7 protein-coding genes are annotated in these 16,996 nt (G+C 61.2%); 1 reads left to right on the forward strand and 6 read right to left on the reverse strand.

Annotated elements, in window-relative coordinates; translation table 11 throughout:
• Positions 1-10: 10 nt before the first annotated feature.
• From ACIOUG_RS14915 to ACIOUG_RS14940, 6 genes are all read right to left on the reverse strand, one after another.
• Positions 11-871 carry an ABC transporter ATP-binding protein gene (locus tag ACIOUG_RS14915; RefSeq protein WP_262142074.1) on the reverse strand — a complete coding sequence of 287 codons (861 nt, stop codon included), beginning with the start codon at positions 869-871 and terminating at the stop codon, positions 11-13.
• A gap of 5 nt (positions 872-876) precedes the next feature.
• Positions 877-1,902 carry an ABC transporter substrate-binding protein gene (locus ACIOUG_RS14920; protein ID WP_098966545.1) on the reverse strand — a complete coding sequence of 342 codons (1,026 nt, stop codon included), beginning with the start codon at positions 1,900-1,902 and terminating at the stop codon, positions 877-879.
• A gap of 18 nt (positions 1,903-1,920) precedes the next feature.
• A complete protein-coding gene (locus ACIOUG_RS14925) occupies positions 1,921-2,817 on the reverse strand; it encodes a TauD/TfdA dioxygenase family protein (RefSeq protein ID WP_401066617.1) in 897 nt (298 codons plus the stop codon).
• Between the two features lie 400 nt (positions 2,818-3,217).
• The gene (locus ACIOUG_RS14930) at positions 3,218-4,585 is read right to left on the reverse strand and encodes an HlyD family type I secretion periplasmic adaptor subunit (protein ID WP_401066619.1); all 1,368 of its coding nucleotides are present in this window, start codon (positions 4,583-4,585) and stop codon (positions 3,218-3,220) included.
• Entirely contained in the window at positions 4,575-6,731 is a 2,157-nt protein-coding gene (locus ACIOUG_RS14935) for a type I secretion system permease/ATPase (RefSeq protein WP_401066620.1), read from the reverse strand. The genes ACIOUG_RS14930 and ACIOUG_RS14935 overlap by 11 nt, the downstream gene beginning before the upstream one ends.
• A gap of 34 nt (positions 6,732-6,765) precedes the next feature.
• Entirely contained in the window at positions 6,766-8,118 is a 1,353-nt protein-coding gene (locus ACIOUG_RS14940) for a TolC family outer membrane protein (RefSeq protein ID WP_401066622.1), read from the reverse strand.
• 358 nt (positions 8,119-8,476) lie between these two features.
• Here ACIOUG_RS14940 and ACIOUG_RS14945 point away from each other — a divergent pair.
• On the forward strand, positions 8,477-16,996 hold an 8,520-nt coding region (locus ACIOUG_RS14945; RefSeq protein ID WP_401066624.1), incomplete at its 3' end, for a retention module-containing protein.

Consider the following 16,996-nt stretch of genomic DNA (forward strand, 5'->3'; position numbering starts at 1 on the left):
TCCTGCGCGCTCAATAAGCGATGCGAATGTCGTTGAAGTCATGGTCACGCTCGGTTTCCGGCGACTGGCCTTCATCGAACAGCAAACGGTGAATGCGCCGCGCCGACTCCTGAAACGCCACGCCGCCGAGGCTTTGCAGATCGTATTGATGGCTGTGCACTTCGGCGCGTACCCGCCCCGGATGTGGCGACAGCAGCAGGATGCGGTTACCGACCACCAGCGCCTCTTCGATCGAGTGGGTGACGAACAGCAAGGTGAAGCGCACCTCTTCCCAGAGCAGCAGTAATTCTTCCTGCATCTTGCGCCGGGTCAGCGCGTCCAGTGCGGCGAACGGCTCGTCCATCAGAAGGATTTTCGGCTGCATCGCCAGCGCGCGGGCAATCGCCACCCGCGCCTTCATGCCGCCGGACAAAGTGTGTGGATAGGCGTCGGCGAACGCTGCCAGACCGACTTTTTCCAGATAGTGCAGCGCGCGTTCTTCGGCTTCCTTTTTCTTCAGCGTGCGCGAGGCCAGCAGCGGAAACATCACGTTCTGTTTCACGGTTTTCCACGGCGGCAGTTGATCGAATTCCTGGAACACCACGATCCGGTCCGGCCCCGGCGCATCCACGCGCTGACCCTGCAGACGGATCTCGCCTTCGCACGGCGCAATGAATCCGGCGACCGCTTTGAGCAAGGTCGATTTGCCGCAGCCGGACGGGCCAAGCAGAACGAAACGGTCCGCCGGATCGATTTCGAAACTGACCTGATGGGTGGCCCGCACTACCCGCTGCGGCGTGCGGTATTCAAGGCTGACTTGGTCAACCGCCAGCAGCGCCTGGCTGCTGGCGATCGGGTTGCTGGCCGCGTGGCCTTGCAAGGGGGCGTTCATCTCGATCAGCTCCCTTGCAGCGGTTTGGCGTCCTGGAAGAAGTAGTCCTTCCACGATTCCGGTTTGTTTTTGATCGCACCGACGCGGTAGAGGAATTCGGCCAGTGGATAGGTATTTTTCGGCGTGACGCTGAATTCGAATTGCGGGTTGTCGATGATTTTCAGCAACTCGGCGCGGTCGATTTTGGCCTTGGTCACGCGGATGTAGGTGTCCGCCGCCGCGCCCTTATCGTTCTGCGCAAATTGTGCGGCTTCGGTCAGCGCCTCGACAAAAGCTTTGTAAGTTTTCGGATTGTCGTTGCGGAATTTCTCGGTGGCGAACAACACCGTCGGCGAGTTCGGGCCGAGGATGTCGTAGGAGTTGAGCACTACGTGCACGTTCGGGTTCTGCAGCGCCTGATCCTGGAACGGCGGGTTGGAGAAATGCCCGGTCAGTTCGGTGCCGCCGGCAATCAACGCAGCGGTCGCATCCGGGTGCGGAACGGCGATGGTGTACTTGTCGAGGCGATTGAATTCCTTGTCACCCCACTGCTTGGCCGCGGCGTATTGCAGGAAGCGCGACTGCACCGACACGCCCACCGCCGGCACCGCAATGCGGTCCTTCTCGGTGAAATCGGCAATGGTTTTGACCTTGGGATTGTTGCTGACCAGGTAGTACGGGAAGTTGCCGAGCGAGGCTACGGCCTTGACGTTCTGCTTGCCGTGGGTGCGATCCCAGATGGTCAGCAGTGGGCCGACGCCGGCACCGGCAATGTCGATGGAGCCTGACAGCAGCGCATCGTTGACCGCGGCGCCGCCCGAGAGCTGCGTCCAGTCGACCTTGATGTCGAGGCCTTCCTGCTTGCCGTACTTCTCGATCAGGCCCTGATCGCGCACCACGTTGAGCAATAAATAGACAATCCCGAACTGTTCGGCGATACGAATTTCACCTTCGGCGTGGGCCACGGTCGGCGCCACCAGGCTGCCGGCAATCAGGCTGAAACCGAGGCCAATGGCCGCCGCCAGCGGTGCAAATGGAAGACGTTTGGACATGATCGAATCTCCGGCAAATCAGAAAGGCGCGTCGCCCTGAATGGTCGTGCGATACAGCTTGCGGCGCAGGTGCGCGGGGCAGCCGGCGGCGAGGTGGATCAGCGAACGGTTGTCCCAGAACACCATGTCGTGGGGCTGCCATTGATGGCGGTAGATGTTTTGCGGCAGCACGCTGTGGGCGTAGAGCTCGGCGAGCAGTTGCTGGCTCTCGTCCTCCGGCAGACCGACGATGCGGGTGGTGAAGCCTTCGCTGACGAACAACGCCTTGCGGCCGTTTTCCGGATGGGTGCGAACGATCGGGTGCACCACTTCGGCGACCTGCGCCAGTTGCTCCGGGGTCAGGGTCGGGCGCCAGTTGCCTTCGAATTTGGTCTCGCTGTAGCGCGCCGTATAGGAGTGCGCGGCCGAGCGGCCTTCCACGGCTTTGCGCAGCGCTTCGGGCAGGTTGTCCCAGGCTTTGTGCATGTCGGCAAACAAGGTATCGCCGCCCTCGGACGGCAATTCCTGCGCGTGCAGCATCGAGCCGAGGCTCGGCAGTTCTTTATAGGACAGGTCGGAGTGCCAGAACTTGCCGGCGTCGCCGAGACCGATGTTCTGGCCGTTCTCGACGATGTTGGAAACGATGAGGATTTCCGGATGATTGGCCAGCAGGAATTGCTTGAGCACGTGAATCTGCAACACGCCGAAGCGACGGCTGAAATCGATCTGCTGTTGCGGGGTGATGCGCTGGTCGCGGAACACCACAACGTGGTGATCCAGGTGCGCACGGTGAATGCGGGCGAAGTCCTGAGCGTTGACCGGCCGGGTCAGGTCCAGGCCGATGATCTCGGCACCGACGGCACCGCTGAACGGACGAATTTCAAAGCTTTGCGGCGCGGCAGTCGCGGCGCTTGGGGTGGCAGTAGCTGCGGACATCTTTCAATCTCCCACGCACGGCACGCTCATGGGCGCGCACGTCGATCAGACACTCACGCTGGATTGCGTGTTGGTTCAGGTCGTGCGGCGCGCCGATTGGTCGGCAGGTACGCAGGTGGATGACTTTAAAGCTATAAGAACGGGAAATTAAATACCGTTAATGAATAACGATATGGCGGATGGTGAGGAATGGACTGGATGGTGAGTGACGATTTGTGTCACTAAGTGGCGATTTGCTGATGTCCATGTAGGAGCTGCGGCACGCTGCGATCTTTTGATCTTGTTTTTAAATCAGAATCAAAAGATCGCAGCGTGCCGCAGCTCCTACAGGTTCATGTCTGGGCATAAGACCTGTGGGAGCTGGCTTGCCAGCGATGAGGCCGGTCAGGCCAGTGAAGATCTACCGCTCGTGCAACGCCTCGGCCCGCGCCCGGATGATTGGCTTGAGCAGATAACTCAGCACCGACTTCTTGCCAGTGATGATATCCACCGACGCGACCATCCCCGGGATGATCAGCAACGGCTTTTCATCAGTGCCCAGGTGGCTGCGCTCGGTGCGCACCTTGATGATGTAGTAGGTGGTTTTCTTGTCTTCGTCGGTGATGGTGTCGGCGCCGATCTGCTCCAGCTTGGCTTTCAGTCCGCCATAAATGGTGTAGTCGTACGCGGTGAATTTGACGATCGCTTCCTGGCCCGGGTGCAGGAAGGCAATGTCCTGCGGACGGATCTTGGCTTCGACCAGCAAGGTGTCGTCCAGCGGCACGATTTCCACCATGTCGCTGCCCGGCTGGATCACCCCGCCGATGGTGTTGACCAGCAACTTGTTGACGATGCCGCGTACCGGCGAGGTGACCAGCGTCCGGCTGACCCGGTCTTCCAGGGCCTTGCCGGTGGCCTGGGCCTTGTTCAGGTCAGTGCGGGCTTCGTTGAGCTGAGTCAGCGCTTCGCTGCGGAATTTGCCGCGCGTCTCGTCGATCTTGCGTTGGACTTCCTTGATTGCCGATTCGGCGCGTGGAATCGCCAACGTGGTGGCGTCGAGCTGACCACGGGTTTCGACTTCGGCACGCTTGAGTCGCAGCACCTCCACCGGTGACACCGCGCCCTGCGCCACCAGCGGCTCGGACATGTTGATTTCCTGGCGTTGCAGGCCCAGTTGCTGGCGATATTGCGCCTGCTTGGAGGTGAATTCGCGCAGCTCTTGCTGACGCTGGATCAGCTGTTCCTGCAAACCACCGATCTCGTCATGCAGTTGCTGACGGCGGCTGATGTACAACGATTCTTCGCTTTTCGCCTGACCCGGCACGGCTTTGAGCACGTCTTCCGGGAAATTCAGCGGGCGGTCATCGACCTCGGCGCTCAGGCGTTCGACGCGCAGCAGCATCGACAGGCGATCAGCCTCGGTTTCGCCGACATTGGAAGCGAACCGCGTGTCGTCGAGGCGAATCAGCGGTGCGCCGGCCTCGACGATCTGACCTTCCTTGACGAACATTTCCGAGACAATCCCGCCCTCGAGGTTCTGGATTTTCTGGATCTTCGACGACGGAATCGCCTTGCCGTCGCCCTTGGTTACTTCGTCGATCACGGCGAAGTTGGCCCACAGCAGCAGGAACAGGAAGAAGCCGATGATTGCCCAGATGGTCAGGCGCACGACGCGCGGGGCGTCCTCGATCAGCGCCTTGTTGACTTCGGGCAGCGGCTGGCCCTGCAACGAGGCAGAACCCTTGAAGTAGCGACGGATCGACTCTTTGACACCCGACTTAAGCAACACTGATCTGCCCCTTCTTCAACGCTTCCATCACCGCGGCTTTCGGGCCATCGGCGAGAATCTGTCCACGGTCGACCACCAGCAGGCGGTCGACCAGCGACAGCAGCGAGGCCCGGTGCGTCACCAGCACCACGGTCTTGTTTTCAACGACGGCAGCCAGACGTTGCTTGAGGCGTTCTTCGCCGGTGTTGTCCATGGCGCTGGTCGGTTCGTCGAGCAGCAGGATCGGCGGGTTGAGCAGCAGCGCCCGCGCCAGCGCGACGTTCTGCCGTTGGCCGCCGGACAGGTTCTGCCCGCGCTCGCCGACTTGCAGCTCGTAGCCTTGCGGATGCAGACGGGCGAATTCGTGGACGCCGGCCAGTTCGGCGGCTTGCAGCACCAACTCGTCTTCGACGTAACGCGCGCCGGAAACCAGATTGTCACGCAGGGTGCCGGCCAGCAGCTGGATGTCTTGCGGCACGTAGCCGATGTTGTAGCGCAGCTCGCTGACGTCGATCTGGCGGATATCCACGCCGTCCACCAGCAATGCGCCGTCGTCCGGCTGATACAGGCCCACCAGCAGTTTCGCCAGCGAACTCTTGCCTGAACCGCTGCGGCCGATGATGCCGATTTTCTCGCCGGGACGGATCACCAGATTGATGTTCTTCAACGCCGGGTTTTGTTGTTCCGGATAGGTGAAGCTCAGCTGACGGCACTCGATCGCGCCCTGCAGCACCTTGCGGCTCAGCGGCCGCTCTTCGAAATTGCGCTCCTGCGGCAGCTCCATCATCTGGTCGACCGAGGTCATGGTCACCCGCGCCTGCTGGTAGCGGGTCAACAGACCGGACAGCGACGCCAGCGGGCTCAGCGCGCGGCCACTGAGCATGTAGCAGGCAATCAGACCGCCCATGCTCAGGTTGCCGGCGATGATCTGGTACACGCCGAAGACGATCATGATCACCCCGGCCAGTTGCTGAATCAGCAGGGTGATGTTCATCGCCAGACCGGAGAGCATTTTCACTCGCAGCTCGAGGCGGCTGAGGGTGCCGATGGTCTGTTCCCACTGGTACTGACGCTCGCTTTCGGCGTTGTTGACCTTGACCGCATCAAGGCCGGCGAGGGTTTCGATCAGGCTCGACTGCCGCTCGGCGCCGAGGGCCATGGTGCGTTCCATGGTCGCTACCAGCGGCTTCTGCAACGCGTAGCCGATCAACAGGGCAATCGGGAACGCCAGCACCGGAATCCACACCAGGTGCCCGCCGAGAATCGCGATGACGATGAAGATCAGAATGGTGAACGGCAGATCGATCAGACTGGTCAGCGTCAGTGACGCGAGGAAGTCACGCAGGCTCTGAAATTCATGGATGTTCTGGGCGAAGCTGCCGACCCGTGCCGGGCGGTACTTCATGGCCATCCCGACGATACGCTCGAACAGCGTCGCGGAGATGATCAGGTCGGTTTTCTTGCCGGCCAGATCCAGGCACAGACTGCGCAGGCTCTTGAGGATCAGGTCGAAAATGTAGGCACCGGTGATGCCCAGCGCCAGCACCCAGAGGGTCGCTTCGGCCTGGTTCGGCACCACGCGGTCGTAGACGTTCATCACGAACAGCGGCGCGGCCATGGCGATGATGTTGATCAGGAAACTCGCGGCGATTGCATCGGCGTACAGCCAGCGCGAACGCTTGAGGGTGTCACGGAACCACGAGCGCGCACGCGGGATCAGCGTGCCGTGGTTGACGTCGAATTTGTGCTGCGGCTGGGCGAAGAACACTTTGCCGGTGTAGTCGTCGGCCAGCAGTTCGCGGCTGACCACCGATTCGCCGCCGTCGCTTTCGCTGAGCAGCACCCGCGCTTCGTTTTCGCCTTGCCAGCCGAGCAGGACAGCGCTGCGGCCATCCTTGAGCAGCAACAGCGCCGGCATGGCAATCGCCGGAATCTCTTCCAGCTTGCGTTGCAGCACCCGCCCCTGCAGTCCGGCGCGAGCCGCCGCACGCGGCAGCAGCTCGACACTCAGCCGCTGCTTGGGCAGCGGCAGGCCGGTGGTGAGCATCGCTGCACTGGCGGGCTTCTGGTGCAACATGCAAAGGGCGAGCAGACCGTCCAGTAACGGATCGTCGTGCAACGCGCGTGGATCATGACTGAGATGAACTCGACTGACTTCTGATTCCACGCTCGACACTCTTTAACAGTTGAAAAGGGATAACTCAGTTCATCCCAGGCAGCTGGACCTTGGGCTTCACGTCGTTCTGCACAACGGATGCCAATGGTGCGACCACTCCCTGGCTTTTGAGCAATTCGCCCATGGTCGCCTTGATTCGGTATTGAGTAAATAACTGAATGTTTTTGATTTCAGCCAAACGACGCGAAGCAGTGAACAACTCGTTTTCGCTGTCGAGCAAATCGAGCAGGGTACGCTCGCCGAGGCTGAACTGACGCTGGTAGGCGGTCCGTACCGCGGTGCTGTGATCAACGTATTGCTGAGCAATCGGCACCTGCGCATTGGCGTTGTTCAGGGCGTTCCAGGCCAGGCCCAGCTCTTCGTTCAACTGACGCAGGGCGTTGTTGCGGATGTCCAGCGCCTGGTTCGACAGGTACGACTTGGATTCCAGATCGGCCTTGTTGCTGCCACCGGAGTACAGGTTGAAGCGCATGCGCAGCATCGCCTGCCACTCGTTGTTGTGGCCGTTCTGACCGTCGAGATCGTTATCGGCGGTGCGCCCCAGCTCGGCGTCGAAACGCGGGTAGAAAGTCGACTTGGCGGTTTCGTACTGCTTCTCGGCAGCGGCGATATCGGACTCGGCCGAACGCAGGATCGGGCTGTTTTCCAGCATCTGCTGGCGCGCCTCATTGAGGTTGACCGGCATCATCGCCATGAACGGCGCCGGACGCTCCAACTGGTCAGGCATCTGGCCGACAGCACTGAGGAAGTTGGTCTCGGAGTCGGCGAGGTTGGTCTGTTCGGTGATCAGGTTGTTGCGCGCCTGAGCCATCCGCGCTTCGGCTTGATCAAGGTCGGCGCCGCTGCCAACGCCACGCTGGGTGCGCAGCTGGATCTGGTCGTAGATGCGCTGGTGGCTTTTGAGGTTTTCTTCGGCCAGACGCACGAATTCGCGGCGGGTCAGCACATCCAGGTACACCTGAGCGACGGTCAGCGCGGTGCGCTCGGACGTACCCAGCAGGGAGTAGGCACGGGAGTTGACGGTGGCTTGTTGACGCCCGACTTCACTGGACGTCGCAAAACCGTCAAAAACCATTTGCGAGAGACGTAAACTTGACTCGCTGCGGTTCAAAGTTTCCCAGTGGTTGCCACCACCGTTGGCGCGAGTGGTCACACTGTCGGTGCCCTCACGGCCATAACCGCCCAGCAGATCGACCTTGGGCAGGTATCCACCTTTGGCTGCCTTTAATTGATAATCCGCGGCCAAACGACTGTTGACCCCCGCCTGGATTTCCGGATGGACATCCAGTGCCTGTTGCATGGCTTCTGGTAAGGATTGTGCTTGGACGAAAGAGGCGGCGAGGGCGAACGGTAGAGCCTTGAACAAGTGCAAACGCATGGTAAAGATTTCCCAGGACTTCTTGTCTTGAATCACAGCAAAACGTGCTGCTGCGTCGGATGATTGGCAACCGGAATGACCGTATGTCGGAAAGTTCAAAATAGGAACTGGATCACACGCTGAGGGACAGGTCGCCGCGGAAATATCAATGTGACATTAGTGGGGCGATTGTTTAGGATGGCACCCATAAGGTCAATAGTTTGGCATAAAGTTAATAGCGAAAGAATCTAGCCAAATTATTGACGAAAAACAGCGTCAAACTTGATTCGCAAATTTTTAAAGTACGTCCAGACTGAATCGGCGCCGAAGCCGTCAGGCTATGGAAGTCAACTGAACGTAACACCCCGGAGAGTCTTCAATGAGCAGTGTTGTTGCCATCGTCAAAAGCATTGTCGGTCAGGTATTCGTGATCTCCCCCGAGGGTGTACGTCGCGTACTCGTTGAAGGCGACCGCCTGTTTGTCGGCGATCAGATTGATACCGGTCTGTCTGGCGCCGTGTCGCTGGAACTGGCCGATGGCCGCACTCTGGACCTCGGCCGCGATACCCAGTGGAGCGCCAGCGCGCCGGACTCCAGCACTGACCTGGCCGAAGCCACCGCGCAGGCCGCGCCCTCTGTAGAAGAACTGCAGCAGGCCATCGCCGCCGGCGCTGACCCGACCACCGCCCTTGAAGCCACTGCTGCCGGCGCCACCGCCGCAGGTACTGGCGCGGCAGGCGGCGGCCACAGTTTCGTGATGCTCGACGCCACCGCTGGCCGCGTCGACCCGACCATCGGCTTCCCGACTGCGGGCATCAACTCGGGTGCGCAAGCGGCACAGAACATCACCGGTGGCCAGACCACGGACACCACCACCAACGCCCTGCGTGAGTCGACCCTGAGCCTCAGCGCCACGCCGACCATCACCGAAGCCGGTGGCGTGCTGGTGTACACCGCGACCCTGACCCAGGCGCCGCTGACCGACCTGACCATCACCCTGTCCAATGGCGCGGTGATCGTGATTCCGGCCGGTTCCACCACCGGCACCGTCAACGTGCCGCTGGCACCGAACGACACCGTCTACAACGACCCGACCCAGATCGACGTGACCGTCACCGGCACCACTGGCGGCAACGGCATCACCGTGACCCCGCCGACCACCCCGGCCACGACCCAGGTCACCGACACCATCGACACCACCACCGTCACGCTGACGGCGGGCAACAGCGTTACCGAAGGCGGGCAGATCACCTACACCGCGACCCTGACCAACCCGGCACAGACGCCCGTCACCGTCACCCTGTCCAACGGCTCGACCATCACCATTGAAGCCGGCCAGACCACTGGCACCGTCAACGTGCCGACCGCGCCAAACGACGTCTACAACAACGGCAGCACCGTCACCACCACGATCACTGGTGCTACCGGCGGCAATTTCGAGAATCTGGTGCCGAACACGACGCCAGCCGTCACGAACATCGTCGATTCGCGCGACACCACCGGCCTGACCCTGACCGCCACCGGCAGCGTGGTCGAAGGTGGCCAGATCACCTACACCGCGACCCTGACCAATCCGGCACAGACGCCGGTCACCGTCACCCTGTCCAACGGTTCGACCATCACCATCGAAGCCGGCAAGACCACCGGTACCGTCAACGTGCCGACCGCGCCGAACGACGTCTACAACAACGGCGGCACCGTCAGCACCACAATTACCGGCGCTACCGGCGGCAACTTCGAGAATCTGGTGCCGAACACGACGCCAGCGACCACTACGGTCACCGACTCCATCGACACCACCAACCTGTCGCTGAGCGCTACCGGCACTGTGGCTGAAGGCGGTTCGATCGTTTACACCGCGACCTTGACCAACCCGGCCGGTACCCCGGTGACCGTGACCTTGAGCAACGGCTCGGTCATCACCATCGACGCCGGTAAAACCACCGGCACCGTGACCGTTCCAGCACCTGCCGATGACGTCTATAAAGATGCCGGCAAGGTTGAAGTCAGCATTACCGGTACTACCGGCGGCAACTTCGAGAACCTGGTGCCGAGCACCGTTCCGGCGGTTACCGAAGTCACTGACACCATCGACACTTCGACCGTGAAACTCACGGCCGATACCTCGGTGGCTGAGGGCGGCACCGTCACTTACACCGCCACCGTTGGTGCACCGGTGACCGGTTCTCCGGTTGTTGTGACCTTGGCGAACGGCCAGACCATTACCATCGAAGTCGGTAAAACCACTGGCACCGTGACTACCACGGCGCCGAACGATGCGCTGACCGGAAATCCAGCGCTGACCAACTCGATCACCAATGTCAGCGGCGGCAACTACGAGAACCTTGTCGCGGATAAAACCCCGGTTTCGACCACCGTCACCGATACCGTTGACACCACTGACCTGTCGCTGAGCGCCACCGGCTCGGTCGCCGAAGGTGGTTCGATCGTTTACACCGCCACCCTCACCAACGCTGCCGGCTCGCCGGTCACCGTGACGCTGAGCAACGGTGCAGTGATCACCATTGAAGCCGGTAAAACAACTGGCACCGTGACCGTTCCGGCACCTGCCGATGACGTCTATAAAGATGCCGGCAAGGTTGAAGTCAGCATTACCGGTACCACCGGCGGCAACTTCGAGAACCTGGTGCCGAGCACCGTTCCGGCTGTCACCGAAGTCACTGACACCATCGACACCTCGACCGTCAAACTGACTGCCGATACCTCGGTCGCCGAGGGCGGCACCGTCACCTACACCGCCACCGTTGGCGCGCCGGTGACCGGTTCTCCGGTTGTTGTGACCTTGGCGAACGGCCAGACCATCACCATCGAAGTCGGCAAAACCACCGGCACCGTGACCACTACCGCACCGAACGATGCCTTGAATGGTCACGAACCGCTGACCAACTCGATCACTGGCGTGACCGGTGGCAACTACGAAAATCTGGTCGCTGACAAAACCCCGGTCAGCACCACCGTGACCGACACCGTCGACACCACCAACCTGACGTTGAGCGCCACAGGTTCCGTCGCTGAAGGTGGCTCGATCGTTTACACCGCGACCTTGACCAATCCGGCAGGCACTCCGGTAACCGTGACCCTGAGCAACGGCTCGGTGATCACCATCGAAGCCGGTAAAACCACCGGCACCGTGACCGTTCCGGCGCCTGCCGATGACGTCTATAAAGACGCCGGCAAGGTTGAAGTCAGCATTACCGGCACCACCGGCGGCAATTTCGAGAACCTGGTGCCGAGCACCGTTCCGGCTGTCACCGAAGTTACCGACACCATCGACACCTCGACCGTCAAACTGACCGCTGATACCTCGGTCGCCGAGGGCGGCACCGTCACTTACACCGCCACCGTTGGCGCACCGGTGACCGGTTCTCCGGTTGTTGTGACCTTGGCGAACGGCCAGACCATCACCATCGAAGTCGGCAAAACCACTGGCACCGTGACCACTACCGCACCGAACGATGCCTTGAACGGTCATGAACCACTGACCAACGCGATCACTGACGTGAGCGGCGGCAACTACGAAAACCTCGTCGCCGACAAAACCCCGGTCAGCACCACCGTGACCGACACCGTCGACACCACCAACCTGTCGCTCACTGCGACCGGTACCGTGGCAGAAGGCGGCTCGATCGTTTACACCGCGACCTTGACCAATCCGGCCGGTACCCCGGTGACCGTGACCTTGAGCAACGGCTCGGTCATCACCATCGACGCCGGTAAAACCACTGGCACCGTGACCGTTCCAGCGCCTGCCGATGACGTCTACAAAGACGCCGGCAAAGTCGAAGTCACGATCAAGGATGCGTCCGGCGGCAATTTCGAAAATCTGGTGCCAAGCACCGTTCCGGCTGTCACCGAAGTCACCGACACCATCGACACTTCGACCGTCAAACTGACCGCTGATACTTCGGTCGCCGAGGGCGGCACCGTCACTTACACCGCCACCGTTGGCGCACCGGTGACCGGTTCTCCGGTTGTTGTGACCTTGGCGAACGGCCAGACCATCACCATCGAAGTCGGCAAAACCACTGGCACCGTCACCACTACCGCACCGAACGATGCGTTGAATGGTCACGAACCTCTGACCAACTCGATCACCGGCGTCACCGGTGGCAACTACGAAAACCTCGTTGCCGACAAAACCCCGGTTTCGACCACTGTCACCGATACCGTCGACACCACCAACCTGACGTTGAGCGCCACAGGCTCTGTCGCTGAAGGTGGCTCGATCGTTTACACCGCGACCTTGACCAATCCGGCCGGTACCCCGGTGACCGTGACCTTGAGCAACGGCTCGGTCATCACCATCGACGCCGGTAAAACCACTGGCACCGTGACCGTTCCAGCGCCTGCCGATGACGTCTACAAAGACGCCGGCAAAGTCGAAGTCACGATCAAGGATGCGTCCGGCGGCAACTTTGAAAATCTGGTGCCGAGCACCGTTCCGGCTGTCACCGAAGTCACCGACACCATCGACACTTCGACCGTCAAACTGACCGCTGATACTTCGGTCGCCGAGGGCGGCACTGTCACTTACACCGCCACCGTTGGCGCACCGGTGACCGGTTCTCCGGTTGTTGTGACCTTGGCGAACGGCCAAACCATCACCATCGAAGTCGGCAAAACCACCGGCACAGTCACTGCTACAGCACCGAACGATGCCTTGAATGGTCACGAGCCTCTGACCAACTCGATCACCGGCGTCACCGGTGGCAACTACGAAAACCTCGTTGCCGACAAAACCCCGGTTTCGACCACTGTCACCGATACCGTCGACACCACCAACCTGACGTTGAGCGCAACAGGTTCAGTCGCTGAAGGCGGTTCGATCGTTTACACCGCGACCCTGACCAACCCGGCCGGTACTCCGGTGACCGTGACCTTGAGCAACGGCTCGGTGATCACCATCGAGGCCGGTAAAACCACTGGCACCGTGACTGTTCCAGCGCCAGCCGATGACGTCTACAAGGACGCCGGCAAGGTTGAAGTCACGATCAAAGACGCCGCGGGCGGCAATTTCGAGAACCTGGTGCCGAGCACCGTTCCAGCCGTCACCGAAGTCACCGATACCATCGACACCACTGCGGTCAAATTGACCGCAACCGAGTCCGCGGCTGAAGGCGGCACCGTCACCTACACTGCCACTGTCGGCGCACCAGTGACCGGCTCTCCTGTGGTCGTGACGCTGGCCAACGGCCAGACCATTACCATCGAAGTCGGTAAAACCACCGGCACAGTCACCACTACCGCACCGAACGATGCGTTGAATGGTCACGAACCTCTGACCAACTCGATCACCGGCGTCACCGGTGGCAACTACGAAAACCTCGTTGCCGACAAAACCCCTGTCAGCACCACCGTCACTGACACCGTGGACACGACGAATCTGTCGCTCAGCGCCACCAACTCGGTCGCCGAGGGCGGTTCGATCACCTACACCGCGACCCTGACTAACGCTGCTGGCTCGCCAGTCACCGTGACCCTGTCCAACGGCTCGGTGATCACCATCGAAGCCGGTAAAACCACCGGCACTGTGACTGTTCCAGCGCCAGCCGATGACGTCTACAAAGACGCCGGCAAGGTTGAAGTCACGATCAAGGATGCGTCCGGCGGCAACTTCGAGAGCCTTGTTCCGAGCACTGTTCCGGCGGTGACTGAAGTCACTGACACCATCGACACCACGTCGGTGAAACTGACCGCGACCGAGTCCGCTGCTGAAGGCGGCACGGTCACCTACACCGCTACCGTTGGTGCGCCAGTGACCGGCTCGCCTGTGGTCGTGACCCTGGCCAATGGTCAAAACATCACCATCGAAGTCGGCAAAACCACTGGCACCGTAACCACCACTGCACCGAACGATGCGTTGAACGGTCATGCGCCGTTGACTAACGCCATCACCGACGTGAGCGGCGGCAACTACGAAAACCTGGTGGCCGACAAGACTCCAGTCAGCACCACAGTGACCGACACTGTCGATACGACTAACCTGTCGCTCAGCGCGACCGGCACCGTCGCCGAAGGCGGCTCGATCGTTTACACCGCGACCCTGACCAACCCGGCCGGTACTCCGGTGACCGTGACCTTGAGCAACGGCTCGGTGATCACCATCGAGGCCGGCAAAACCACTGGCACCGTGACCGTTCCAGCGCCAGCCGATGACGTCTACAAGGACGCCGGCAAGGTTGAAGTGACCATCAAGGATGCTGCGGGCGGCAACTTCGAGAACCTGGTGCCAAGCACCGTACCGGCCGTTACCGAAGTCACCGACACCATCGACACCTCGACCGTGAAGCTGAGCGCCGATACTTCGGTGGCTGAAGGCGGCACTGTCACTTACACCGCGACTGTCGGTGCCCCAGTGACTGGCGCGCCTGTTGTTGTGACCCTGGCCAACGGTCAGACCATCACCATCGACATCGGCAAGACCAGCGGCACCGTGACTACCACTGCACCGAACGATGCGTTGAACGGTCACGAACCGCTGAACAACTCGATCACCAATGTCAGCGGCGGCAACTACGAAAACCTCGTCGCTGACAAAACCCCTGTCAGCACCACCGTCACCGACACCGTCGACACCACCAACCTGTCGCTGAGCGCGACCCCGGCGGTGAACGAAGGCGGCCAGATCACCTACACCGCGACCCTGACCAACGCCGCCGGCACCCCGGTGACCGTGACCCTGAGCAACGGCGCCGTGATCACCATCGAGGCCGGCAAAACCACCGGCACCGTGACCGTCGATGCACCGAAGGATGACGTCTACAAGGACGCCGGCACCGTTGAAGCGACCATCAAGGGCGCGACCGGTGGCGACTTCGAAAACCTGGTCACCAGCAACACCCCGGCAGTGACTACCGTCAACGACACCATCGACACCTCCACCGTGTCGCTGACTGCCACCGCCAACGTCGCCGAAGGCGAAACCGTGGTTTACACCGCGAGCGTGACCGCACCCGTCACCGGCTCGCCAGTCGTGGTCACCCTGTCCAACGGCCAGACCATCACTATCGCCGTCGGTGAGACCACCGGCAGCGTGAACTTCGTCGCGCCGAACAGCCCGTTGGCGGGCGGCAGCTCGTTGAGCGTCGCCATCGACAAGGTTGCCGGCGGCAACTATGAAAACCTGGCGGCCGACAAGACACCGGCAAACACGTCGGTGTCGGACACCGTCGACACCACCAACCTGAACCTGACCGCCAGCGACTCGGTGGCGGAAGGTGGTTCGATTGTTTACACCGCGACCCTGACCAATCCGGCGGGCACTCCGGTGACCGTGACGCTGAGCAACGGCGCCGTGATCACTATCGAGGCCGGTAAAACTACCGGCACCGTGACCGTCCCGGCGCCAGCCGACGACGTGTACAAGGATGCCGGTAAAGTCGAAGCGACCATTTCCACCGCTACCGGCGGCAACTTCGAGAACCTGGTGCCGAGCACTGTTCCGGCCGTCACCAACGTCACCGATACCATCGACACCACCACGGTCAAACTGACCGCGACCGAGTCTGCGGCTGAAGGTGGTACCGTCACCTACACCGCCACCGTCGGTGCTCCGGTAACTGGCTCGCCTGTGGTCGTGACCTTGGCCAATGGTCAGAACATCACCATCGAGGTGGGTAAAACTACCGGCACCGTGACCACCACGGCTCCAAACGATGCGCTGACCGGTCATGCTCCTCTGACCAACGCGATCACCGGTGTGACTGGCGGTAACTACGAAAACCTCGTTGCCGACAAGACACCTGTCAGCACCACCGTGACTGATACCGTCGACACCACCAACCTGTCGCTGACCGCGACCGGTACCGTCGCCGAAGGTGGCTCGATTGTTTACACCGCGACCCTGACCAATCCGGCGGGCACTCCGGTGACCGTGACGCTGAGCAACGGCGCCGTGATCACTATCGAGGCCGGTAAAACTACCGGCACCGTGACCGTCCCGGCGCCAGCCGACGACGTGTACAAGGATGCCGGTAAAGTCGAAGCGACCATTTCCACCGCTACCGGCGGCAACTTCGAGAACCTGGTGCCGAGCACTGTTCCGGCCGTCACCAACGTCACCGATACCATCGACACCACCACGGTCAAACTGACCGCGACCGAGTCTGCGGCTGAAGGTGGCACTGTCACTTACACCGCTACCGTTGGCGCACCAGTGACCGGTTCGCCTGTGGTCGTGACCCTGGCCAACGGTCAGAACATCACTATCGAAGTCGGCAAGACCACCGGTACGGTCACCACCACAGCGCCGAACGATGCGTTGACCGGTCATGCGCCGCTGACCAATGCGATCACCGGCGTGACTGGCGGTAACTACGAGAATCTGGTGGCCGACAAAACTCCAGTCAGCACCACCGTGACTGATACCGTCGACACCACCAACCTCTCGCTGTCCGCGACCGGTACCGTGGCCGAAGGCGGCTCGATCGTTTACACCGCAACCTTGACCAACGCCGCCGGCACCCCGGTGACCGTGACCCTGAGCAACGGCGCTGTGATCACCATCGACGCCGGTAAAACCACCGGAACCGTGACTGTTCCAGCTCCGGCGGACGACGTTTACAAAGACGCGGGCAAGGTCGAAGCAACCATTTCGACCGCGACCGGTGGCAACTTCGAAAACTTGGTTCCGAGCACTGCTCCAGCCGTGACCCAGGTCACTGACACCATCGACACCTCGACCGTCAAACTGACCGCCGATACCTCGGTGGCCGAAGGCGGCACCGTGACCTACACCGCCACTGTGGGTGCGCCAGTGACTGGCTCACCAGTTGTGGTGACCTTGGCCAACGGTCAGAACATCACCATCGAAGTGGGTAAAACCACCGGCACCGTGACCACCACCGCACCGAACGATGCGCTGACCGGTCATGCGCCG

The organism is Pseudomonas sp. NPDC087803 (assembly GCF_044742995.1).
Lineage (GTDB): Bacteria > Pseudomonadota > Gammaproteobacteria > Pseudomonadales > Pseudomonadaceae > Aquipseudomonas.

What these genes read in the sequence shown, in the direction of transcription:
- ACIOUG_RS14925 (WP_401066617.1), bottom strand. Translation starts at nt 2,817, where the DNA reads ATGTCCGCAGCTACTGCCACCCCAAGCGCCGCGACTGCCGCGCCGCAA.
- ACIOUG_RS14940 (WP_401066622.1), bottom strand. Translation starts at nt 8,118, where the DNA reads ATGCGTTTGCACTTGTTCAAGGCTCTACCGTTCGCCCTCGCCGCCTCT.
- ACIOUG_RS14920 (WP_098966545.1), bottom strand. Translation starts at nt 1,902, where the DNA reads ATGTCCAAACGTCTTCCATTTGCACCGCTGGCGGCGGCCATTGGCCTC.
- ACIOUG_RS14915 (WP_262142074.1), bottom strand. Translation starts at nt 871, where the DNA reads ATGAACGCCCCCTTGCAAGGCCACGCGGCCAGCAACCCGATCGCCAGC.